The organism is Streptomyces sp. NPDC056883, assembly GCF_042788835.1.
Taxonomy (GTDB): domain Bacteria; phylum Actinomycetota; class Actinomycetes; order Streptomycetales; family Streptomycetaceae; genus Streptomyces; species Streptomyces stoeckheimensis.
In genome coordinates, this window is the sequence record NZ_JBHUBS010000001.1 from 590,630 (window position 1) to 612,699 (window position 22,070).

The following is a 22,070-nucleotide window of genomic DNA, read 5'->3' on the forward strand; positions in this document are numbered from 1 at the left end:
GCTACTCCGTACTACGGCGGCGGCGCCTGGCCGCGTACACGGCGGCGCCGCCGATCAGGAGCACCAAGGCCCCGGCGGCGACGGCGGGCAGGTACGAGCCCGCGTCATGGGTGGCGTCCGCGGCGGGGGCCGCCTCGACGACCTGGGGGCCCGGGGCGGGCGCGGCGGCAACCGGTGCGCTCGGCGACGCCGGAGGGGAAGGAGTCGGGGAGACGCTCTCGGAGGGGCCCGGCGGGGCGGACGGGCTCTCCGGAGCAGTGGGGCCGGGCGGCGTCGGGTCGGGTGTGGCCGGGTTCTCCGGCGTGGGGCCCGTGTTGACGTTCGGCGGCGGAGGCACCGCCGTGCGGGTGTCCTGGGGCGCGGGGCCGCCGGTCGGCGCGGTGTTCTTGGCCCGAAGCCGGTCGGGAGTGACGGTGGGCTTGCCCTCGGTGCCCTCGATGTCGGTGCCGCCGAAGATCCACAGGTCTACGCTGCCCGGCTTGGGCTTGTAGAGCATGGCCCCGAGTTGGCTGTACTCCCAGGTGTTCTGGCCGGGGTCGGCGTGCCAGTACGACCAGTAGGCGGAAGCGGGGGGCGTGAGCACGCAGTCGTCCTGCTGCGCGGTGGGGAACTGCTTGCCGCCCTGGAAGCCGCTGTATCCGATGCGGCAGATGAAGGCGGGACCGTCGTGTCCGGTGCCGGTGGTGGCCCAGCCGCCTTGGTTGAGGAGCTCGTAGCCGGTGGTGGGCGTGCTCCCGCAGGAGCGGTAGACCGGGCCGCCCCAACGGCTGAAGTCCACGGCGAGGACGGCCCCGGAGGAGGTCGTGCACTGTCCCATGGGGAGCGGGCCGGCCCCGGCCGGGGCCGCGGTGGCGGCGAGGGCCGCCACCGTCAGCCCGAGCGCGGCGGCCGTACGGGCCAGGGTCCGCAGGACGCGGCTGCGGATCATGCCTCGCCCCCGGTGGTTTCGCGGCGGCGCTTGGCGGCGCGGGTGATGCCCCAGCCGCCGAGGGTCAGGAGCAGGGCTGCGCCAGCGAGGCCGCCGACCTGGGCGCCGGTTGCGGCGAGGCCTCCGCCGCGTGGACCGGAGCCCGGGCCGCCCCCGTTTTCGCCCGGGGTCACGATGACGGGGGCGGAGGGGGAGGGAGACGGCCGGACCGAGGCGCTGGGGACGGGCTGCGGGGCGGTGCCGCTGAGGTCGCGGGTCAGCAGGCCGAAGGAGATGCCGGTGGCGCCGCCCACGGCCTGCGCGGAGGCGCGGACGTCGGAACCGGGCTGGCCGCCCTTGGCGATGGTGAAGCCGCCGTCGGAGTTCTGCTGCGAGACGAGGAACGTGCGCGCCCTGGCGATGCGGTCCGCGTACTTCGTGGCGTCCAGGGACATGCCCTGCACGGCGAGGGCGGCGGAGTTGACGGAATTCCCGGAGGCGCCGGGGAAGCCGCCGTCGTCCTTCTGCTGGGTGGCCAGCCAGGCGACCGCCTTGTCGACGGCCGCCTGCGAGGCGGCGTCGGGAAGCAGGTCGAGGGCCATGGCGGCCATCGCGGTGGAGTCCACTTCGGCCCGGCTGGGCTCGCCGATCAGGCTGGGCCAGGCGCCCGAGGGGTCCTGGAGGCTCTTGAGGTAGGCGATGGGTTCGGCCGCGGCGGCGCTCTCCCCCGCTCGGAGCTGGGCGATGACGCCGAGGGACTGGGAGAAGACGGAGGTGGCGTAGGCGTAGTTGCCCTTCGCCGCGCACTGCTGGGGGGTGTCGTTCTTCGCCGTGCAGATGCCCTTGGCGAGCGCGGCGATCAGGTCCCGGCCGCCGAAGTTTCGGGGGTCACGGCCTACGGCCTCGGCGAGCAGGGCCGTCTTGCCGAGCGAGCCGCCGGCGGCGTACTTGGTGCCGATCAGGGTCCAGTCGTCGATGCTGCGGCCCTTGCCGTCCTTGCCGCCCTTGTCGAGGAAGTCGACGATGCCCCGCAGCGTGGTGTTGTCCCGGCCGGTGGCGGCGAGCGCGTAGGCGCCGTCGATGGTCAGGCCGTAGTCGGCGAAGCCGGTGCCCGCGCCGCTCTCGTAGTAGCGGCCCTGGATCAGACGGCTGTGGTCGGCTAGGTACGCCGAGCCCTTCCTCAGGTCCGGCCCGTCACCGGCCGGAGGAGTGACCGGGGGAGTGACGGGCGGGGTGACGGGCGGAGTGACCGGCGGGGTGGTCGGCGGATCGGTCTTCGTCGTCGTCAGCGCGACCAGGTCGCTCTTGGCGCCGGCGACGGCGGCCGGCGCGGTGGCGAACAGCCGCGATTCGGTGTCGTCCTCCTCGAAGCCGAAACCGGCTCCCGGGAACTGGTGCTTGGACAGCCAGGAGACGCCCGCGTCCGCGAAGGCCGCGTCGCCGAGTGCGCGCAGGGCCTGGGCGGCCCAGGCGGTGGAGGCCGGGCTGCCGGTCGTCATGTACGAGGCGGAGGGCCAGGCGCCGGTCGCCAGTTGGGACTTCTTGAGGTAGCCACGGGCCTTCTGCACGGCCGCGTCGTGGCCGCCGGCCCGCTTGAGGGCCAGCGTGATGAGCCCGGTGGCGTTCGCGTCGCTGTCGCACCATTCGCCGGAGCGGATGAGGATGGAGGTGAAGCCGCCGTCCTCGCACTGGAGTCCGATCAGCCGGTTCACGGCGTGGGCCGGGGGCGTCACGCCTCCGTTCAGCAGCGCGATGACGGCCATGGCCTGGGCGTCGGACTGGCCGGTGGTGCGGAAGTCCCCCTTGGTCAGGCAGCCTTCGACGTTCTCGCCGTCACCGATGTCGCGCGGGCAGACGTACCTGACGAGGTCGCCGAGCAGGTCGTGACCGCCGAAGGCGCGAGGGTCCTTGCCGGTGGCCTCGGCGACGAGCGCGAGACGGGCGGCGGCGGAGGCGTCGGGGATCTTGTCCTTGCCGGCCGGGTAGGCGTACGCGTCGGTCTGCGCGGGCGCGGCGAGGAAGGCGGCGACCTTCCTGGCCGCCGGGCTCTTCGGGTCGGCAGCCGTCAGGGCGTACACGGCCTCGGTGGTGAGGAGGTGGTTCGGGGTGGTGGAGCCCTCGTCGACGACGCGCTCCCCGTCCGTCAGCTTGCCGCTGATCCAGCGGATGGCCGCGGGCACGTCGACCGACCCGGCGGGCACGGTGGGAGGGGCCGTCGGGACGGTCGGATCGGGGGTGGAACCTCCCCCGGCCCGTACGTCGTCGGGGGAGAAGACGGGCTTGCCCGAGGTGCCGCCGATGTCGGTTCCTCCGTAGACCCAGGCGTCCACGTCGCCGGCCTTCGGGTTGCGCGCCATGGCGCCGAGCGGGCTGTAGGTCCAGTTCTTCTGGCCGGGGGAGGCGGTCCAGTACGACCAGTAGGCGGTGGCCTGCGGCGTGAGGACGCAGTCCTCCTTGTCCGGAGTGGGGTACTCCGTACCGGTGTTGAAGGAGCCGTTGCCGATCCGGCAGATGAACCCGTCACCGTCGTGGACGGTGCCCTCGGTGGTGAAGCCGCCGGTGTGCAGCAGCTCGTAGCCGGTGGTGGGGGTGGTGTCGCAGCCGCGCTCGACCTTGCCGCCGAAGGGTCCGAAGTCCACGGCGACGATGGCACCGGTGGTGGCCGTGCACTGCTCGACCGGGTCTGCGTTCGCGGAGGTGGGGACCGTGAGGAAAGCCACTCCCGCACCGAGCGTCAGGAAGGACGCGGTCACGAGGGAGAAGAACCGCCGCCTCGTCCCCGACTGCCGTTTCGCCTGCTGTTCGGTGCCCACCGCGGCCCTCGTCTCTGCCGGGCGGCTGCGTACGTGGCGATGCGCCCCCGCACGGCTCGTGCGCCGTGGGAGGTTGCGACGACCACACCGCAGTCCGCGACGGCGTTCTTCGTACTGTGACCCAGCCCCAGGCATTCCGGCTCACCCGGGACGCCCCGGGCCTACGGTTGCGGGTCAGCGCCGGAATTCGACCGGCTTCCCCTGGTACTGAGCAGTTATCAGCCGGAGTGCAACACGGATGTCGGTGACGCGTCAAGGTGGCGTGAGTCTCATCAAGGGGTCTCGAGGGCCCTGGGCTTGCCCGCCCTCCGGGTGGCCGGCTGACTGGCTGGCGGACCCTTGATCACTCCGGTAGCGTCCTGGGCTGCCACATGGGGGAATCCGGTGAGAAGCCGGAGCTGACGCGCAGCGGTAGGGGACGGCGGGGGCCGTTCCGAGCCCGAATGCCCATACGGCGATGCAGTACAGGAAGCCGTACCACGCGTTCCGGACGGCGGCCCTCCCACCCTGCCCCGGCCGTGTTCGTGTGCGGTGACCTGTGGGCGTGCGCGGGCGGCGGCCGGCGTTCGCCGATTCCAGGAGCAGGCCATGTCCCGTCCCCGTACCTCCCGCCGCCTCGCGCTCGCGGTGCCCGCCGCACTCGGCGCCTTCGTCCTCACCGCACTGCCCGCCTTCGCGACCTCCAGCCCTGCGCAGATGGCCACGTCCAAGACGAACGGCGTCGCCTACCTCAAGTCGCTCCAGGCCGCGGACGGTTCGTACGCCGGGTCCGGGCTGTCCAACGAGTGGGCGTTCAGCGCCTTCGCCGCCGCGGGTACGGCCGTCGTCGATGTCGCCCCCGGCGGCGACACGACGAAGAACGCCCGCACGGTCTACCGCAACCTGCTCTCCACGGCAGGCTGGCCGCAGGCTTCCCCGGTGGTCACCGACTACGAGCGCGGAACCCTGAACGCGTACGCCGCGGGCATCGACCCGGCCCGGGTCTCCGCCTCGCGCAACCTCGTCGCGAACGTCTATTCCTACTGGCAGACGGCAGAGGCCGGCTACTTCGGTCCGTCAGGTAACTTCAACGGCACCGTCTTCGCGGCCCTTTCGCTGCGCGGAGCCAAGACGCAGGGCGGCGCCCACCGCATTCCGCAGGCCCTGACCGACTCGATGGTCACCCGCATCCGCGCCAACCAGCACGTGGACGGCGGCTGGACCTTCAACAAGGCCGAGGGCAACCCCACCGTCCTCAACTCCGCGAGCGACGTCGACATGACCGGCGCCGCGATGGCGGCGCTCTGCGTCTCCGGCGTGCCCCACACCGATGCGGACGTCGTCCAGGCCAAGAACTTCCTCAAGGGCAAGCTGGTCGCGACCACCGGCGCCTTCAACTCCCTGTACGGCGTCAACACCAGTTCCAACGGATGGGGCGTGGCGGGCCTGAACGCCTGTGGCATCAGCCCGCAGACCGGCGACTTCCTGACCGCCAACGGCAAGACCCCGATCGACTTCCTGATCGCCAACCAGTACAACCCGGCGGGCGGCTTCAAGTACAAGCCCGCCGACACGAGCCCGAGCGCCTACGCCTCGATCGACGCGCTGCGCGCAGTGGCCGGCGGCGGCTTCACCACGGCCCCGCCCGTACCGGTCACTCCCGGCGCCCCGCAGTGGGTCGCCCAGTCCGCCTTCACCGCCGGGACCGCCACCAAGCTGGCCCTGACCGTCGACGACGGCGCCGGCAGCCTCAAGGTCTGCTCGGTGGCTTTCACCCCGACCGGTACGACCACCACCCTCGGAGACGTCCTCAACGCCGCGACCACCGGTGCCACCCCGTCGGGCTGTGTCACGAGCATCACCCCGTCGTCCGGCACCGGCACGATCACCCACATCAACGGCAAGGCCAACAGCGGCTCCAACACCTGGAAGGTCAGCGTCGACGGCTCCGCCTTCGCCGGCGCCGCCCGCAACAAGGTGATCAACGTGGGCGACACGATCGCCCTGCGCTGGGGCGCTTGATCTCCACGGGTGCCGTGCCCCGGGTCCCGCCGTAAGCGCGCCTACAGTCGGTGCATGCGCATCGTCTCCCTGCTCCCGGCGGCCACCGACATCGTGGCGGAGCTGGGCCTCGCCGCCGACCTGGTCGGACGTACTCATGAATGCGACTGGCCGCCGGCGGCGGTGGCTTCCGTACCCGTGGTCACCCGGGCCGAGTTCGCCGCCGAGGAGCTCAGCAGCCGGGAGATCTCCGAGGCGGTGGGCGGGGCCGCCCACTCCGGTTCTTCGCTCTACACCCTGGATACGGCGGCGCTCGCCGCTCTCGCCCCGGACCTCGTCCTCACCCAGGACCTGTGCGATGTCTGCGCCGTGTCCTACGAAGGAGTCTCGCGCGCCGTGCGGGTGCTCGACGGCGGCGCCCGCGTGCTCAGCCTGGAGCCGCGCACCCTCGACGACGTACTGGACTGCCTGGTCACCGTGGGGGAACTGCTCGGCGTACGCGAGCGGGCGGAGCGCCGGCGGACGGAGCTGCGCGCCCGGCTCGACGAGGTACGGAGGCTGACGGCGGGGCGGCCCGGGCCCCGGGTGGTGGCCATCGAGTGGCTCGACCCCCTGTGGCCCGCCGGGCACTGGGTGCCCGAACAGATCACGTGTGCCGGGGGCGAACCGCTGCTCGCCGCACCGGGCGAGCACACCAAGCCGATGACCTGGGACGCCGTCCGCGCCGCCCGCCCGGACGTGGTGCTGCTCCTGCCCTGCGGCTTCCCGCCCGAACGCACGCTCCGCGAGCGCGACCTGCTGACATCCCTCCCCGGCTGGAACGAGCTCCCCGCCGTACGGGCAGGGGAAGTCTGGGTACTGGACGGGCCCGCCTACTTCAACCGCCCCGGCCCGAGAGTGGTGCGCGGGGCCGAGGTGCTCGCCCATGTCCTGCACGGGGTCCGGGCGGGCGAGCCCGTGACCACGGCCGAGGCCCGCCGGACGGAGTGAGCGGCCGGGTTCCGGTCAGTCGCGGGCCGAGGCGGGAGCGCCCGCAACGGGGTAGGGCACGAAGGTGCTGCTGTTCTCGTCGACGGCCAGGGCCCGGCCGAGCGGCGGGACCGCCCGCTGGGGACAATCGAGGCGTTCGCACAGGCGGCAGCCCATGCCGATGGGGGTCGCGGCCGACCGGTTGCCGAGGTCCAGGCCATCCGCGTACACGAGACGGGACGCGTGCCGGATCTCGCAGCCGAGCCCGATCGCGAAGGTCTTGCCGGGCTCGCCCCAGCCGCCGCGGTGTCGGGTGACGGCGCGGGCCGTCCACAGGTACCGCTGTCCGTCGGGCATGGAGGCGACCTGGACATGGATCCGGCCGGGAGCGGCGAAGGCCTCGTACACGTTCCACAGCGGGCAGGTACCGCCCGCACGCGAGAAGTGGAATCCGGTGGCGGACTGCCGCTTGGACATGTTCCCGGCCCGATCGACCCGGACGAAGGAGAACGGGACGCCGCGCAGCCTGGGGCGTTGCAGGGTGCTGAGGCGGTGGCAGACGGTCTCGTAACCGATCCCGAAGTGGTCCGTGAGCCGCTCGATGTCGTAGCGGAACTCCTCCGACGCGGTGTGGAACGCCGTGTACGGGAGGATCAGGGCGGCGGCGAAGTAGTTCGCGATGCCGATCCGTGCCAGGGCGTGCGTGGGGGAACCAGGGGCGAAATCCTCGGTGGCCAGCCGGTCGAGTTCGTCCCCGTACTCGATCAGCGCGAGCTGGGTGGCCATGCGGAAGGCCTGCTGGCCCGGCCGGAGCCGGTTCGACAGGTGCAGGACCCGGGCGGTGCCGTCGTAGTGGTGCAGCCGGTCGCAGTCCGCGGAGATGCGGATCCCGTGGCGGTCGGCGAGTCGCAGGGTCAGTGCGCGGACGACGTCCCCGGGGCGGATGCCGATCGCGCGGGCCAGCTCCTCGGCGGCGAGATCGGTGTCGTGGAGGTAGTTCTGCCGCCGGTAGAAGAACTCGCGGATCTCCTCATGGGGCGAACGCGGGGCCACCGCCACCGCATCGCGGCCGTCGGCGGCGTCGGCGAGCCGCTCGGCCAGCAGCTGGCTCCGGCGCCCCAGGTCCAGCAGCACCGAGGCCACCGCCGGCATCCGGGTGGCCAGCTCCGCCAGATCGGACGGGGACACACGGGCCTCGGCCACCTGCTCGGCGAGGGCCTCGCGCAGGTCGGCCACCATGCGGCTGGTGTCACGCTCCGAAAAGAAGCCGGGGTCCACCCCGAACGCCTCGGTCAGCCGCAGCAACACCGGGACGGTGAGCGGGCGAGAGTCGTGCTCCATCTGGTTGAGGTAACTCGGTGAAATGCCGAGGACCCGGGCAAGGTCCGCCTGGGTCATGCGGCGCTCCTCGCGCAGCCTGCGGAGCCGCGCCCCCGCGTACGTCTTGCTCACCGGACTCCTCCACCGTCGGACGGGCACCGTCAGCATAGGGGGACTCAGCCCGCCCCGAGGCTTCGCAAGCTTGGCAAAACCGGCCTTGAAGATTCGCAAACCTTGGCAGCCGTACCACCTTGATGGCACCCAGTGCCAATGCCAGAGTCGGTCCTGCGGCCAGCCGGACCGGTAGCCGGGACGGACCCCAAATCCCCGATTCATGCCCTGATTTCGGCGATTCGATCGGCCCGCTTCCGGCGGATCGGCAGCATTGCTCAGCTCCGCCCCTTCAGGCGGGTCCGGCGGCCGCATCTCCTCATCAGGCACGTAGTGCCAGTGCTCGGGCTTCCACTCGGCGCATTGGCAGAACAAGCGACGGACGGAAACGGTGACGGTCATGGCAGAGGCGAACACGACGGCGGCGGCCGAGCAGCTGAAGCAGCGGTGGGCGAACGACCCGCGGTGGGCGGGCATCGAGCGGACGTACACCGCACAGGACGTGGTCCGGCTGGCCGGCAGCGTCCGCGAGGAGCACACCCTGGCCCGCCGAGGCGCAGAGCGCCTGTGGCGACAGCTCCACGAACAGGACTACATCCACGCGCTGGGCGCCCTGACCGGCGGCCAGGCGGTCCAGCAGGTGCGGGCCGGGCTACAGGCGATCTACCTGTCCGGCTGGCAGGTCGCGGCCGACGCGAACCAGGCCGGGCACACCTACCCGGACCAGAGCCTGTATCCGGTCAACTCCGTTCCCCAGGTGGTCCGTCGGATCAACAACGCGCTGCTGCGCGCCGACCAGATCGCCACCGCCGAGGGCGGCGCCGACACCACGGACTGGCTGGCGCCGATCGTCGCGGACGCCGAGGCCGGCTTCGGCGGACCACTGAACGCCTTCGAGCTGACGAAGGCGATGATCGCGGCCGGCGCCGCGGGCATCCACTACGAGGACCAGCTCGCCTCGGAAAAGAAGTGCGGCCACCTCGGAGGCAAGGTCCTCGTCCCCACCTCGCAGCACATCCGCACCCTGAACGCGGCCCGCCTCGCCGCCGACATCGCCGACACACCGACCCTGATCATCGCCCGAACCGATGCCCTGGCAGCGAACCTGATCACCAGCGACGTCGACGAGCGCGACGCCCGGTTCGTGACGGGCGAGCGCACCGCGGAGGGCTTCCACCGCGTGCGCAACGGCATGGCCCCGGTGATCGCCCGCGGTCTCGCCTACGCCCCGTACGCCGACCTCATCTGGGTCGAGACCGGCACCCCGGACCTCGCCCAGGCCCGCGAGTTCGCCGAGGCGATCCACGCGCAGTACCCCGACCGGATGCTTGCCTACAACTGCTCGCCGTCCTTCAACTGGAAGGCGGCGCTGGACGACGACCAGATCGCCAAGTTCCAGCGCGAGCTGGGCGCGATGGGCTACCGCTTCCAGTTCATCACCCTGGCCGGCTTCCACTCCCTCAACCACGGCATGTTCGACCTGGCCCGTGGCTACGCCGAACACGGCATGACCGCGTACGTGGACCTCCAGGAGCGCGAGTTCGCCGCGCAGGCGCAGGGCTTCACCGCGGTCAGGCACCAACGCGAGGTCGGCACCGGCTACTTCGACCTCGTCTCCACCGCCGTCAACCCGGCCTCCTCCACCACCGCACTCGCCGGCTCCACCGAGGAAGAGCAGTTCCACTAGGAATCCCCTCGCCCCCGGCCGGCCCGCGTCCTGCCACCTGCCGTCCGACGGTGCCCGAGGCTCCTCCCCGCCTCGGGCGCCCGCCGCCCCACGCCGAGGAGAAGATCCGCATGTCACTCAAGCCCCTGCTCAGCAGCGTCCAGATCCTCGGTGTGCCGGGTGAACGCCACGAGGAGATCCTGACGCCCCCGGCCCTGGAGTTCATCGGCCGGCTCGACGCGGCGTTCGCCGAGCGCCGCCTGGGCATCCTCAAGGAGCGGCGCCGCCGCTCCGCCCACCTCGCCGACGGCAAGCAGCTCGCCTTCCCGCTCGCCACCCGACCCGTCCGCGACGACCCCCACTGGCGGGTCGCACCTCAGGGCCCCGGGCTCACCGACCGCCGGGTGGAGATCACCGGGCCGCCCGAACGACGCATGACGGTCAACGCCCTCAACTCCGGCGCCCGGGTGTGGATGGCGGACTTCGAAGACGCCACCGCGCCCACCTGGGACAACGTCATAGGCGGCCAGCTGAACCTGCTCGACGCCATCGAGCGCCGCATCGACTTCACCACCGCAGAAGGCAAGGAGTACCGCCTCGGCGAGAACCTCGCCACGATCATGGTCCGCCCGCGCGGCTGGCACCTCACCGAGGAGCACCTGGAGATCGACGGCCGCCCCGTGTCGGCGTCGCTCGTCGACTTCGGCCTGTACTTCTTCCACTGCGCACAGCGGCAGATCGACGCCGGGCACGGCCCCTACTTCTACCTCCCCAAGCTGGAGAACGCGTACGAGGCACGGCTGTGGAACGACGTCTTCGTCCTCGCACAGGACCTGCTCGGCATTCCGCGCGGCACCGTCCGGGCCACCGTCCTGATCGAGACGATCACGGCCGCCTTCGAGATGGAGGAGATCCTCTACGAACTGCGCGAGCACAGCGCGGGACTGAACGCGGGCCGCTGGGACTACCTCTTCAGCCTCATCAAGACCTTCGGCCACCGCACCGACTTCCAGCTTCCCGACCGGGCGGCCGTCACCATGACGGCCCCCTTCATGCGCGCCTACACGGAGCTGCTCGTCCGGACCTGCCACCGGCGCGGCGCCCACGCCATCGGCGGCATGGCCGCCCATGTCCCGAGCAAGGACACCGAAGCGGACTCCGCCGCGTGCGCGAAGGTGCGCCTCGACAAGGAGCGGGAGGCCGAGGACGGCTTCGACGGCTCCTGGGTCGCCCACCCCGGACTCGTCCCCGTCTGCCACGAGGTCTTCGACAACCTCCTGGGGGACCGGCCGAACCAACTGGACCGGACGCGTGAGGACGTCGACGTGGCGGCCGCCGACCTCCTGTCCGTCCGCCGGATCGCCGCCCCGCCGACCTCGGAGGGCATCCGCTCCAACGTGGCAGTGGCACTGCGGTACTTCGACGCCTGGCTGCGCGGCAGCGGAGCCGTGGCCCTGTACGGCCTGATGGAGGACGCCGCGACCGCCGAGATCGCGCGTGTCCAGATCTGGCAGTGGCTCCGCCACGACCGGGTGGACCGGGGGACGGTCACCGACCTCCTCGACGCCGAATGCGCGGCTCTGGAGGCCGAGGACCCACAGGCCCTCGCCCTCGAAGCCAGGGAGATCTTCGTGGACACCGCCCTCTCGGTGCAGCTCCCCGCCTTCTTCACCCCCGAGGCCTACACCCGCCACCTCGTCCGCCGCGCCCCCTGGCCGCGCAGGTGACCGCGTGAGCGCCCCCGTACAGCCGGAGCGGATCCTGCGGGTCGGGGTCGTCGGCGGTGGCCGGATGGGAGCCGGAATCGCCGAGGTGTGCGCCCGCGCCGGAGTGGACACCGTAGTCGCCTGGATACGGTCGAGGCCATCGCGGAATCGCTGTACGAGGAGTTCAAGGAACCGCTGTACGCCCCGCCCCCGCTGCTCCGGCGGATGGTGCAGGCGAGGCTGCTGGGCCGCAAGAGCGGCCGCGGGTTCCACACGTACGGCCGGGTCTGAGGGGCCCGGCAGGCCTCCGGCCATGAGGGTGCGCCGGAGGTGCCCGAGGGCGGTGGGGGTGTGGCGAGTGGTGTCGCCGCGCCCCCACCGTGCAAGGCGCTTCTCGCGGCGCTGCTGCGCCTGCTAGAAGGCGGTCCAGGTGTAGGCGACCTGGTCGCCGGCCTTCAGCTTGAACTGGCAGCCGCCGACCGGGGTCGCAGTGCCGTTGACGGAGATGCTCCAGTAGGCGGCGCCGCCTCCGCCTACGCTCTTGATCGTGTCGACGGAGAAGTCGTCGAACGAGGCGTACCAGGTCCCGTCCCACGTGAAGTGCTTCTTCTTGGCGGCGTCGTCGAGTGCGGCCGTCGGTGTGGGCACGGCGCTCGGGTTGGCACCACCGTTCGTACCGTCGCACTTGTGCGTCCCGCCGGCGATGGTGGTCACGTCGTGCCCCTTGGTCTTTATCTTCCCCTTGAACAGCAGGCCGTTGGGGCCCTGCACGGTGAGGCTGACCTTGACCGGGGCATTCGTGTTCGGTGCCGGCTTGGCGTGGGCGACGGCGGGCGCGGTGGCGAGCGCGAGTCCCAGGGCGGCCGTCGTGACGAGGGTGCGACGGACGAGGTTCGGGCGCATGGGTTGCCTTTCGGGCAGAGCGGCCGCAGCAGGGCCCCTCCGCTGCGGCATCGCCCGGCAGCACCGGTCCCCGGTGCGGCGGGAGCAGGCTGTGGCGAGTCGGCGACTCAAGGCTCCGCGCTGCAGTCCGTGACAGTGGGAGTCGGTGCGAGCCGTATGGCGGGCTATCCGACTCGGGGCGCGGATGCGCCCCACACGGTTGCAGGTCAGCGCCGGATTCACACCGGCTTCCCCCTGGCCACACGGCGATTCAGTTGTCACCCGGTCCGACCGGGCACACGCATCGTACGGTCGCCGCCACGTGGTGACCAGTGGCACCTTCCGGTGTGCGCCGAAGCCGGGTCTGGTTCTCCGCCATGCCAAGCCGACCCGGCCTTGAGGTGTCAGGCGCCGCGCGTGCCGAAGAAGGCGCGGACGTCGGCCACGAACGCCTCCGGCTGCTCCAGCGAGAGGAAGTTGCCGCCGCGTTCGAGCTCGGTCCAGTGGGTGATGTTGTGGTCTCGCTCGGCGAAGCGGCGGATGGCGATGTCGGTGTGCAGGGCGACGGCGACGCCGGTCGGGACGGTGCCGCGGGCCTTCGGGGCCCAGGCGCTCGGGTCGTGGCCCGCCTCGTAGTACAAGTTCGCCGAGGAGCCCGCCGTGCCGCTGAACCAGTAGACACTGATGTTGGTCAGCAGGCGGTCGCGCCCCACGGCATCTTCGGGAAGCTCGGCGGCGGGGTCCGTCCACTCCTTGAACTTCTCGGTGATCCAAGCGAGTTGGCCGACCGGCGAGTCGTGCAGTCCGTAGGCGAGGGTCTGCGGACGGGTGGACTGGATGGCGTTGAAGCCCATCTTGTCCTGCTGGAAATCCTCCAGCCGCGCCAGCCGCTCCTGCTCGGACGCGGTCAGCCCCTCGAACTCGGCAGGATCCCCGGAGGGGAAGGTGACCAGGCCGTTGACGTGAATGCCGACGACCGCGTCGGGCGCCTGCCGCCCCATCTCGGCAGCGATCCAGGCTCCACCGCCTGTTCCCTGGACGCCGTACGTGCCGTAGCCGAGCCGCCCCATCAGCTCGACGAACGCCCCCGCGATGCGACCGGTGTTCCAGCCGGCCTCGCCGAGCGGACCGGAGAAGCCGGTGCCGGGCGTGGACGTCACCACGACGTGGAAGTCCTCCGCCAGCGGCCGGATGACCTCGACGAACTGCACGAACGAGCAGGGCCAGTCGTGCAGCAGGAGCAGCGGCACCGCCGCCGGGTTCTGCGAACGGACGTGCAGGAAGTGGATGTTCTGGCCGTCGATCTCGGTGGTGAACTGCGGGAACTCATTGAGCTCCGCCTCGGCCTTGCGCCAGTCGAAACCGTCGGCCCAGTACGCGGCCAGGGCCTTGAGGTAGTCGGTGGGCACACCCCGGCTCCAGCCGGCGCCGGGGATCTCGCCGCTCCAGCGGGTACGTGCCAGCCGCCCCCGCAGGTCGTCGAGCTCCTCCTGCGGGACGTCGATGCGGAACGGCTTGATCCGGGCGTCGGTGTTGCTCTTGTTCTCCATGAGTACGACAGTATTCTGAATATAGGCACGATACGTTCCTAATAGCGCGACAGGCTTGTCCTCATGCTTGATACATCCGCACGGTTGCTGCGCCTCCTCTCCCTTCTGCAGACCCCGAGGGCCTGGCCGGGATCCGAACTGGCCGAGCGCCTCGGGGTGAGCGGCCGCACCGTCCGCAACGACATCGACCGACTGCGCGAGCTCGGCTACCCCGTGGACGCCACACGGGGAACCACCGGCGGCTACCGGCTCGGCGCCGGGGCGGCGATGCCTCCGCTGCTCCTCGACGACGAGGAGGCCGTCGCGGTGACGGTCGCGCTGCGCACCGCCGCGCAGGGCGTCGTCCCCGGCACCGAGGAGATCTCCCTGCGGACGCTCGCCAAGCTGGAGCAGGTGCTGCCCTCCCGGCTGCGCCGCCGGGTGCGGACCCTCATGACATACACCGTGGCCGTGCCGGCCGACGCTCCGGCCCCGACCGTCACCGCGGAGGTACTGACCACCCTGGCGTCCGCCTGCCGCGACCAGGAGCGACTGCGGTTCGACTACCTGGACCACGCCGGCTCGCCCACCCGTCGCATCGTGGAGCCCTATCGGGCGGTGAACTGGGGACGGCGCTGGTACCTGGTGGCATGGGACGTCGAGCGCCAGGACTGGCGGACCTTCCGGGCCGACCGAATCCGGCCCCGCACCCCGACCGGGCCGCGCTTCACCCCGCGCGAACTGCCCGGTGGCGACGCTGCGGCGTACGTCTCCCGACGGGTATCGGGCGCGGCCTGGCGCTACCACGCACGGGTCACCGTCCACGCCCCGGCGGAGGCGGTGATCGAGCAGATCAACCCTGCGGTCGGCACGGTCGAGGCACTCGACGCCGACACCTGCGTCCTGACCACCGGCGCCGATACGGTGCAGACCCTCGCGGTCTATCTGGGCATGCTCGACTTCGACTTCTCCGTCACCGAGCCCGCGGAACTGGTGACCCACCTGCGCCGACTCGCGGACCGCTACTCCCGCTCCACACCACCTACGCCCTGAGGCGAGAAGACCCGCCGGCCCGACCTGCCGAGCCGTACCGCAGGGTTTGGAGCAAAGTGCCGGTCGGCATGGCGGCAGGTCGGCGTTCCGCACGACTCCGTCGTCCCGATCGAGCCGGGCTCCGGGAGGAACCCGCCATTTCCGTCCCGGAGCGGCCGCGGCGGGCCGGAGCGGGGTTAACGTCCCCGAATGTCCTCGAACACACAGGCGTCTTCCGCCAGTTCGCCCAGCCGTCGCGTCCTCCTGCGCACCGCCCTGGCCGGCACCGCGGCCGCCGGGTCCGCCCTCGGACTCGGTTCCGTTTTCCCGGCCTCCGCCTCCGAGGCCTCCGCCGAAGCCGTGGACGGGGTCCGTCCCCGGAGTCCGGAGGAGGCGCTGCGCCGCCTGGCGGCGGGCAACCGGCGCTGGGCGGCGTACCGCCAGCAGCATCCGCACGAGTCCCGTTCCATACGCCTCCAAGTGGCGCGGGAACAGCACCCGTTCGCGATCGTGCTGGGCTGCGTCGACTCCCGGGTGCCGCCGGAGCTGGTCTTCGACCAGGGGCTCGGCGACCTGCTGACCGTGCGCGCGGCGGGGGAGGTGCTGGACGAGGCGGTGCTCGGCAGCATCGCGTACGGGGTCCTGGAACTCGACGTCCCCCTGGTCCTGGTCCTCGCCCACCAGTCGTGCGGGGCCGTCGGCGCAGCGGTGCACGCCGATGAGACGGGTACCCGGCTGCCCGCGCACATCCAGTACCTGGCGGAGCAGATCCGGCCCTCCATCGACCGTAGCCAGCACGGCGAGGCCCGGGTCGCCGCCACCATCGACGCCCATGCGCGCCGGACCCGGGACCTGCTGGCGGCGGAGCCGGACCTGGCCGACCGGATAGCCGCCGGCCGGCTCGCCGTCGCGGTCGCCCGCTACGACCTGGACGACCAGAAGGTCCGGATGCTGCGCACCGAGACGCTGCGTACCGAGACCCCGCGTACCGAGTAAATACCGCCCGTATATAAACACCACGCAAAAACACCCCGGACCGATTGACGGCCGGGGTGTTTCTCTGCGTATATTTGATGTTTCACATCGAGGCAGGGCCTAGACGTGAAAAAGCTTATGGGGACACCGTACCGCGTCAGGAGTGGAATTGTCAACCGAAGAATTCCGGAATGAACAGCAATTCATCACGGATCTCTACGCACGCCTCGACGACCTGCGGGAGCAGGCCGAACGTGCCGTGCAGGGTGCACTCGGCGAGGCCGGTGGCGGGTTCCAGGCGCGTCTGGAGCGGGACATCGTGGTCGCTGAACAGTCCGGTCTGCTTTCCGCTCTGAACTCGGGCGAAAGCGGCCTGTGTTTCGGCCGCCTGGAGTTCTCCGACGGATCGGATCACCACATCGGCCGCATTGGGATCAGGCAGGACGACCGGGAGCGCACCCCTCTCGTACTCGATTGGCGGGCCGATGTCGCACGCCCGTTCTATCTCGCGACCGGGCATTCCCCCATGGGGCTGCGCCGGCGCCGCCACATCACCACCCGGGGCCGCGAGGTCACCGCCCTGCACGATGAGATCCTCGACCTCGCCGACACCGAACGCACCGGTCACGAGGGGGCCGACGCGGACGCCGTGCTGCTCTCCGCACTCGATGCCGCCCGGACCGGCCGGATGCACGACATCGTGCAGACCATCCAGGCCGAGCAGGACCGCATCATCCGCTCCACCCACCGCGGCGTCCTCGTCGTGGAGGGCGGCCCGGGCACCGGCAAGACCGCCGTGGCCCTGCACCGGGCGGCCTACCTGCTCTACGCCCACCGCGAGCTGCTCGCCAAGCGCGGCGTGCTGATCGTCGGGCCGAACCCGGCCTTCCTCGGCTACATCGGCCAGGTCCTGCCGGCCCTCGGTGAGACCGGGGTCCTGCTCGCCACCTCGGGCGAGCTGTTCCCCGGCGTGCGCGCCACCGCCGCCGACCGCCCCGGCGCCGCCGCCGTGAAGGGGCGCGCGGAGATGGCCGGGATCCTCGCCCGCGTCGTGAGCGACCGGCAGGCGCTGCCGGAGACCGTGCCCGCGGGCAGCGGCGAGGACGCCGACGTGGTGCCCGAACCGGCCCTGGAGATCAACCACGACGACTACGGGACGCTGCTGCTCGACCGGACCATGGCCCACGAGGCCCGCGATCGGGCCCGCGCCACCGGACTGCCGCACAACCTGGCACGCCCCTACTTCGCCTTCCGGATCATCGACGCGCTGACCGAACAGCTCGCCGACCGGCTCGGCGCCGACCCCTACGGCGGCCCCAACCTGCTCGGCCCCGACGACATCGCCCAACTGGGCAAGGAGATCGCGACCAGCGCCGACGTGCACGCGGCCATCGACACGCTGTGGCCCCCGCTCACGCCCCGGCAGCTGATCGCCGACTACCTCGCCGAGCCCACGTACCTCCCCGAGCGGGAGGCCGGGCTGATCCGGCGTACGACGACGGGCGAGGCGGACTGGACCCCGGCCGACGTCCCGCTGCTCGACGAGGCCGCCGAACTGCTCGGAGTCGACGACACCGCGCTGCGCGCCGCCGAGGAGCGCGAGCGCCTCGAACGCGTCGCGTACGCACAGGGCGTCCTGGACCTGTCGGCCGGGTCGGAGTCGTACGAGTTCGAGGACGCGGAGAACGAGTTCCTCGCGGCCCACGACATCATCGACGCCGAGCGGATGGCGGAGCGGCAGGAGGAGGCCGACCACCGCAGCGCTGCCGAACGGGCCGCCGCCGACCGCACCTGGGCCTTCGGGCACGTCATCGTGGACGAGGCGCAGGAACTGTCCGCCATGGCCTGGCGCCTGCTCATGCGGCGCTGCCCGACCCGTTCCATGACGCTGGTGGGCGACCCCGCCCAGACCGGCGACGAGGCCGGGTGCGGCTCCTGGCAGCAGATCCTGGCGCCCTACGTGGAAGACCGCTGGGAGCTCGTGCGCCTCGCCGTCAACTACCGCACGCCCGCCGAGATCATGGAGCTGGCGGCAGCCGTGCTCCGGGCCCGCCACCCGGGCTTCGAGCCGCCGAGCTCGGTCCGTTCCACGGGGCGGCGGCCCCGGGTGGCGCGGACCGACGACCTGGCGGCGGCGGTGGCCGACGCGGTACGGGAGGGCGCGCCGGCCGAAGGACGCCTCGCGGTGATCGCCCCGCGCCCGCTGCACGAGGAGCTGGCGGCCGCGCTGCCCGGCGTACGGGCGGGGGAGGAGCCCGACCTCACCCGCCCGGTGGTCCTGCTCGCACCGCGGCAGGCCAAGGGCCTGGAGTTCGACACGGTGATCGTTGTGGAACCGGCGGACCACGAGCCCAGCGACCTCTACGTCGCCCTGACGCGCGCGACCCAGACCCTCGGGGTGCTCCACACCGGCCGACTGCCGGAGGGCCTGGACGAACAGCCGTAAGCAGACGGGCAGGGGTCCGCGGACCGGGCCGTCCAGGGGCTGCCCCTACGAGCCGCCCTTCGGCGCCCTGGGCAGGCCCTGCTCGTCGCATGGCAGCCGGTCCGCCGGGTAGTCGGCCAGGAAGTCCCGGACCGACTCCTGCTCGACGTCCGTCATCTGCACGGGTTTCACCACGATCACGCCGGCGAAGGGACGGTCCACGTCCCGGATGATGAGCAGGGTCGCGGTCAGCAGCACGGTGACGACGACCAGGGCGGCGAGCGGCCCCTTGTTGTCCTTGCGGGGCAGGCACAGACCGAGGCCGACCACGGTCACGGCGAGGTTCAGCAGCATGAACCAGTAGATCAGGGGCGGGATGGTCGGAGTGGATTCGGCCATCCTGGCCTGCCGGCCCAGGGACCGCTGGTCGTCCGCGGCGACCAGCATGCCGAAGGTGGGACTGTCCGTGCCCAGTTCCTTGAAGGTCGCGCGGAAGTCCCTGCTCCACACGCTGGGGGCCGACGAACCCCTTCCCTCGGCCATGGCGGGCCATTCCTTCTGCTCGACGGCGCGCGCGTAGCAGACCGCGTCACCGCGCAGCCGCTGGCGCAACGCCGGGGGAGCGTAGTCCGCCACCTCCGCGAGGTGGTCCAGTGCGTGGGCCTCGGCCCGCGCGGCGTCGTCGGCCCGCCCGTTGGAGCTGGAAGCGGTGACGAGCATGAAGGCGAGGATCAGGATCGTCAGGGTCATCAAGGGCCCGATGAGATCGCGCACGCCCATGCCCTCGGCGTCGTCGCCGCCCATCAGCCGGGGCCGCAGGAACCGGTTCGCGGCGACCCCCGCGGCCAGTGCGAGGAGGGCGACGAGGAGGGTGACGGTCACGGCCCGGCCTCCCGCGCCGCATCCCCGGGAGGCGCGGCCTCCCCGCCCGCGGCACCGGGCGGACCCGTCACGTATCCCACCACGATCTCCCTCCGGCCGCGTCGCGCTCCCGCGATGCCCGTGTCCGTGATCCTCGTGCCCGGCCCGTCCGTCCCGCGCCCGCGGCGCCCGCAGCGCCCGAACGCCACCCGCACGAGTGCCGCCGTAGTGCCGTTCGGCAGAGGCGCGGTGTCTCGTACGGGAGGAACTCGCCCGGCCACCCGGGTGAGTTCGGGAGCGGATCCCTGCCGCCGGGGTCCGGGTCCCGCTAGAACCGGGGAGTGATCGAGAAGATGACGGCACGCGGTCTCTCCGCGCTCGCCGCGACCCTGACGGCCGTGCTCGCGACGGCCCTGGCCCCCGGCCCGGTGCGCGCGGCCGAAGGGGCGCCCCCTACCGGCTTCGAGGCCACGCACGGAGCGCACTGGACCACCGAGTCCCAGGAGCGGGACCTGCTCCACGCGGTCGCCCGGCACGGCGAGGGCGCCGCCGTCCGGACGACCGTCCGGACCATCGGGACGACCGTGCGGGGCCGTCCGCTGCGCCTGGTGAGCCTGGGGCGGGGCCCGGTCACCGTCCTGCTGGTGTGCAGCCAGCACGGAGACGAACCGGCGGGGCGCGAGGCGTGCCTGAGCACCGTACGGGACCTCGCCCAGGCCCGGGACGCGGCGGCCCGGCGCCTCCTGGAGACCGTCACCCTGCTCGTGATCCCGACGGCCAACCCGGACGGACGGGCGGCCGGCACCCGCACCAACGCCGCGGGCACCGACATCAACCGCGACCACATGGCCCTGACCTCGCCCGAGGCGCGGGCGATGGCCGCCGTGCTGCGCGACCACCGGCCGCACCTCGTGTACGACCTGCACGAGTACCGGTCGACTCCGGGGACCTACGACAAGGACCTCTTCGACCTCTGGCCGCGCAATTCCAACACCGACCCGGCGGTGTACGCGGAGTCCCGCCTCCTGTCCGCCGCGTACGTACGCGGGGCCGCCCGCGCGGCCGGCCACTCCACCGGGACCTACGGCATCCGCACCGACCCCGTGACCGGCGCCCCGGTCGGGCAGTCCGCGGGCGACGGCCAGGAGCGGATCCTGCGCAACACGGCAGGCGTGAAGCACGCGGTCGCGCTGCTGATCGAAAGCCGCATCGAACCATCCGCGGGCGCGGCCGGTGACGCGGAGAGGGCCGACGCGTCCCTCAACCACCGCCGCCGGGTCGACTCCCAACGCGCGGCCCTGCGCGGCCTGTTCGCCTACGTCTCCACGCGTACGGGCCCCCTCGCGGCCGCCTCGGACGCGGGCCGCCGGGCCGCCGGGAGCGTGCCGGGGCCGGTCATGCTGGCCGGTGCGGACAACGCCCCCGCGACCGCCGGCGAGATCCTCGCCGACCCGCCCTGCGGCTACCGGCTCACCCCGGCCCAGTACGCCGGGACCGGCGACCGCCTGGCCCTGCACGGCGTACGGGCCGTACCCGCCGACGGTGGTGGTGCGTTCGTCCCGCTGAGCCGGCCCCTGCGGGCCCTCGTGGTGCTCCTCCTCGACGGCCGGGCCCCGCACCGGATCACAACAGGGCAGCCCGTGCAGAGGTGCTGATGTTCCGTCAGTGACGGCCGGTGCCGCGCATCCGTGGGCGCCGGTGACGTGCGCACGCCCGGCTGCGGGGGGAAGCGCGCTGGTCAGCCGGATGCCGTGAGCTATGTTGGGATCACGGAGCGGCACGAAAGAGAGGACCGCCGGTGTCATCGGGGCAGCAGGCGCGCGCACAGGCGGCAGCGATCACGCCGAGCGGGCAGGCGGTCGACCACGAGCGGGCCCCGGCCGACCGGGTCCGGGCCCTGTTCGACGGGCATCCCCTCTCGCCGGGGCAGCGCCGGATCGCCCAGTACCTCGTCGACCACCTCACCGAGGCGGCGTTCCTCTCGATCACCGAGCTCGCGGAACGGGCCGGGGTGAGTCAGCCCTCCGTGACCCGCTTCGCCGCGGCCCTCGGTTTCAGCGGGTACCCGGCCCTGCGCGACGTGCTCCAGCCGATCGCGCTCAGCGCGGTGGCCGGCACCCCGGACAGCCCCGAGCAGACCCGGCGCAACGAACTGCAGGCGGCCGTCGACGCCGAGATCGAGAACCTGCGCACCGTCCGCCAGCTGCTGGCCGACACCGACCAGGTGCTCGACATCGGCCGCGAGCTGGCCCGGTCGGTGCCGCTCACGGTCCTGGGCCTGCGGATCTCCGTCTCGCTGGCGGAGTACTTCGCGTACGCGGCCCGCCGGATCCACCCCGACGTGCGCCTGGTCACCGGTGGCGGCAGCGTCGCCTCCGACGCGCTGCTGCAGGCCCGGGCGGCGGGTGGCAGCTGGGTCCTGGCCTTCGCGATGCCCCGGCACGCCAAGGAGACCCTCGCGGCGCTGCGGGTGGCCCGCGGGGCGGGGCTGCGGATCGCGCTGATCACGGACCGGACGCTGGGACCGCTGGTGGACGAGGCCGACGTGGCGCTGACGGCCGGTACCGGTTCGCGGCTGGTCTTCGACTCCTACGCGGCGCCGGGGGTCCTGTCCGCGGCGCTGCTCCAGGCGATGGCGGACGCGGACCCGGAGCGGACGCAGGCCCGGCTCGAAAGCTACGAGCAGGCCGCGGACCAGCACGGCTTCTTCCTCTGAGGGCTACCGGCAAGGGCTGCGAAAAGGGTCTGAGGTGCCATATTCACACCACCCTTACACATGAATATTTTCATACCCTTGCTTACTCGGCGGTATATATGTTTACTGATGGCGGCGCGGTCATCCGTCGAGATGCCAAGGAGGGTGTCCCCACACCGTCCTAGAACCGACACCCGAC

16 protein-coding genes, 1 pseudogene and 3 riboswitches are annotated in these 22,070 nt (G+C 72.1%); of the genes and pseudogenes, 10 read left to right on the plus strand and 7 right to left on the minus strand.

Annotated features, from left to right (window positions below):
* Position 1: 1 nt before the first annotated feature.
* The gene (locus tag ACFRU2_RS02790) at positions 2–928 is read right to left on the minus strand and encodes a hypothetical protein (protein WP_382966840.1); all 927 of its coding nucleotides are present in this window, start codon (positions 926–928) and stop codon (positions 2–4) included.
* A complete protein-coding gene (locus ACFRU2_RS02795) occupies positions 925–3,720 on the minus strand; it encodes a prenyltransferase/squalene oxidase repeat-containing protein (RefSeq protein WP_382966842.1) in 2,796 nt (931 codons plus the stop codon). Before ACFRU2_RS02795 ends, ACFRU2_RS02790 begins: the two co-directional genes overlap by 4 nt.
* Positions 3,721–3,828: 108 nt before the next feature.
* A riboswitch (cobalamin riboswitch) is annotated at positions 3,829–3,967 on the minus strand.
* A gap of 87 nt (positions 3,968–4,054) precedes the next feature.
* Positions 4,055–4,190: riboswitch (cobalamin riboswitch) on the plus strand.
* A gap of 118 nt (positions 4,191–4,308) precedes the next feature.
* Here ACFRU2_RS02795 and ACFRU2_RS02800 point away from each other — a divergent pair.
* Positions 4,309–5,721, plus strand: a complete 1,413-nt coding sequence (locus tag ACFRU2_RS02800) for a hypothetical protein (RefSeq protein ID WP_382966844.1) — start codon at positions 4,309–4,311, stop codon at positions 5,719–5,721.
* Between the two features lie 54 nt (positions 5,722–5,775).
* Positions 5,776–6,690, plus strand: a complete 915-nt coding sequence (locus ACFRU2_RS02805; RefSeq protein ID WP_382966845.1) for an ABC transporter substrate-binding protein — start codon at positions 5,776–5,778, stop codon at positions 6,688–6,690.
* 15 nt (positions 6,691–6,705) lie between these two features.
* On the opposite strand, the gene ACFRU2_RS02810 is transcribed toward ACFRU2_RS02805, so the two are convergent.
* Positions 6,706–8,121 carry a short-chain fatty acyl-CoA regulator family protein gene (locus tag ACFRU2_RS02810; RefSeq protein WP_382966847.1) on the minus strand — a complete coding sequence of 472 codons (1,416 nt, stop codon included), beginning with the start codon at positions 8,119–8,121 and terminating at the stop codon, positions 6,706–6,708.
* A gap of 379 nt (positions 8,122–8,500) precedes the next feature.
* Between ACFRU2_RS02810 and aceA the strand changes: the two genes are divergently transcribed.
* The 3 genes and pseudogenes from aceA to ACFRU2_RS02825 form a co-directional block, all read left to right on the plus strand.
* The gene (aceA, locus tag ACFRU2_RS02815; protein ID WP_382966849.1) at positions 8,501–9,787 is read left to right on the plus strand and encodes an isocitrate lyase; all 1,287 of its coding nucleotides are present in this window, start codon (positions 8,501–8,503) and stop codon (positions 9,785–9,787) included.
* A 110-nt stretch (positions 9,788–9,897) separates the two neighbouring features.
* Positions 9,898–11,493 carry a malate synthase A gene (gene aceB / locus ACFRU2_RS02820; RefSeq protein WP_382966851.1) on the plus strand — a complete coding sequence of 532 codons (1,596 nt, stop codon included), beginning with the start codon at positions 9,898–9,900 and terminating at the stop codon, positions 11,491–11,493.
* Between the two features lie 120 nt (positions 11,494–11,613).
* Positions 11,614–11,763 (plus strand): annotated as a pseudogene (locus ACFRU2_RS02825) (3-hydroxyacyl-CoA dehydrogenase family protein); the annotation flags it as partial.
* 123 nt (positions 11,764–11,886) lie between these two features.
* On the opposite strand, the gene ACFRU2_RS02830 reads toward ACFRU2_RS02825, so the two are convergent.
* Positions 11,887–12,375, minus strand: a complete 489-nt coding sequence (locus ACFRU2_RS02830) for a DUF4430 domain-containing protein (RefSeq protein WP_382966853.1) — start codon at positions 12,373–12,375, stop codon at positions 11,887–11,889.
* 140 nt (positions 12,376–12,515) lie between these two features.
* Positions 12,516–12,655: riboswitch (cobalamin riboswitch) on the minus strand.
* 103 nt (positions 12,656–12,758) lie between these two features.
* Entirely contained in the window at positions 12,759–13,904 is a 1,146-nt protein-coding gene (locus ACFRU2_RS02835) for an epoxide hydrolase family protein (RefSeq protein WP_382966855.1), read from the minus strand.
* Between the two features lie 63 nt (positions 13,905–13,967).
* On the opposite strand from ACFRU2_RS02835, the gene ACFRU2_RS02840 reads away from it, so the two are divergent.
* Both ACFRU2_RS02840 and ACFRU2_RS02845 read left to right on the plus strand, forming a co-directional pair.
* A complete protein-coding gene (locus ACFRU2_RS02840; RefSeq protein WP_382966857.1) occupies positions 13,968–14,936 on the plus strand; it encodes a helix-turn-helix transcriptional regulator in 969 nt (322 codons plus the stop codon).
* A gap of 189 nt (positions 14,937–15,125) precedes the next feature.
* Entirely contained in the window at positions 15,126–15,911 is a 786-nt protein-coding gene (locus tag ACFRU2_RS02845) for a carbonic anhydrase (RefSeq protein WP_382966859.1), read from the plus strand.
* A gap of 151 nt (positions 15,912–16,062) precedes the next feature.
* Here the strand turns inward: ACFRU2_RS02845 and ACFRU2_RS02850 are convergent, their stop codons facing one another.
* Positions 16,063–16,410, minus strand: a complete 348-nt coding sequence (locus ACFRU2_RS02850; RefSeq protein WP_382966861.1) for a hypothetical protein — start codon at positions 16,408–16,410, stop codon at positions 16,063–16,065.
* A gap of 6 nt (positions 16,411–16,416) precedes the next feature.
* On the opposite strand from ACFRU2_RS02850, the gene ACFRU2_RS02855 reads away from it, so the two are divergent.
* On the plus strand, positions 16,417–18,336 hold the full coding sequence (locus tag ACFRU2_RS02855) for a HelD family protein (RefSeq protein ID WP_382966863.1): 1,920 nt from the start codon (positions 16,417–16,419) through the stop codon (positions 18,334–18,336).
* A 45-nt stretch (positions 18,337–18,381) separates the two neighbouring features.
* Here ACFRU2_RS02855 and ACFRU2_RS02860 read toward each other — a convergent pair whose 3' ends face one another.
* Entirely contained in the window at positions 18,382–19,197 is an 816-nt protein-coding gene (locus ACFRU2_RS02860; RefSeq protein ID WP_382966864.1) for a hypothetical protein, read from the minus strand.
* Between the two features lie 332 nt (positions 19,198–19,529).
* Here ACFRU2_RS02860 and ACFRU2_RS02865 point away from each other — a divergent pair, with 332 nt between their 5' ends.
* Both ACFRU2_RS02865 and ACFRU2_RS02870 read left to right on the plus strand, forming a co-directional pair.
* Complete coding sequence (locus tag ACFRU2_RS02865) at positions 19,530–20,831, plus strand: M14 family zinc carboxypeptidase (RefSeq protein WP_382967822.1); 1,302 nt, start codon at positions 19,530–19,532, stop codon at positions 20,829–20,831.
* Between the two features lie 143 nt (positions 20,832–20,974).
* Complete coding sequence (locus tag ACFRU2_RS02870) at positions 20,975–21,892, plus strand: MurR/RpiR family transcriptional regulator (protein WP_250745767.1); 918 nt, start codon at positions 20,975–20,977, stop codon at positions 21,890–21,892.
* Positions 21,893–22,070: the final 178 nt, after the last annotated feature.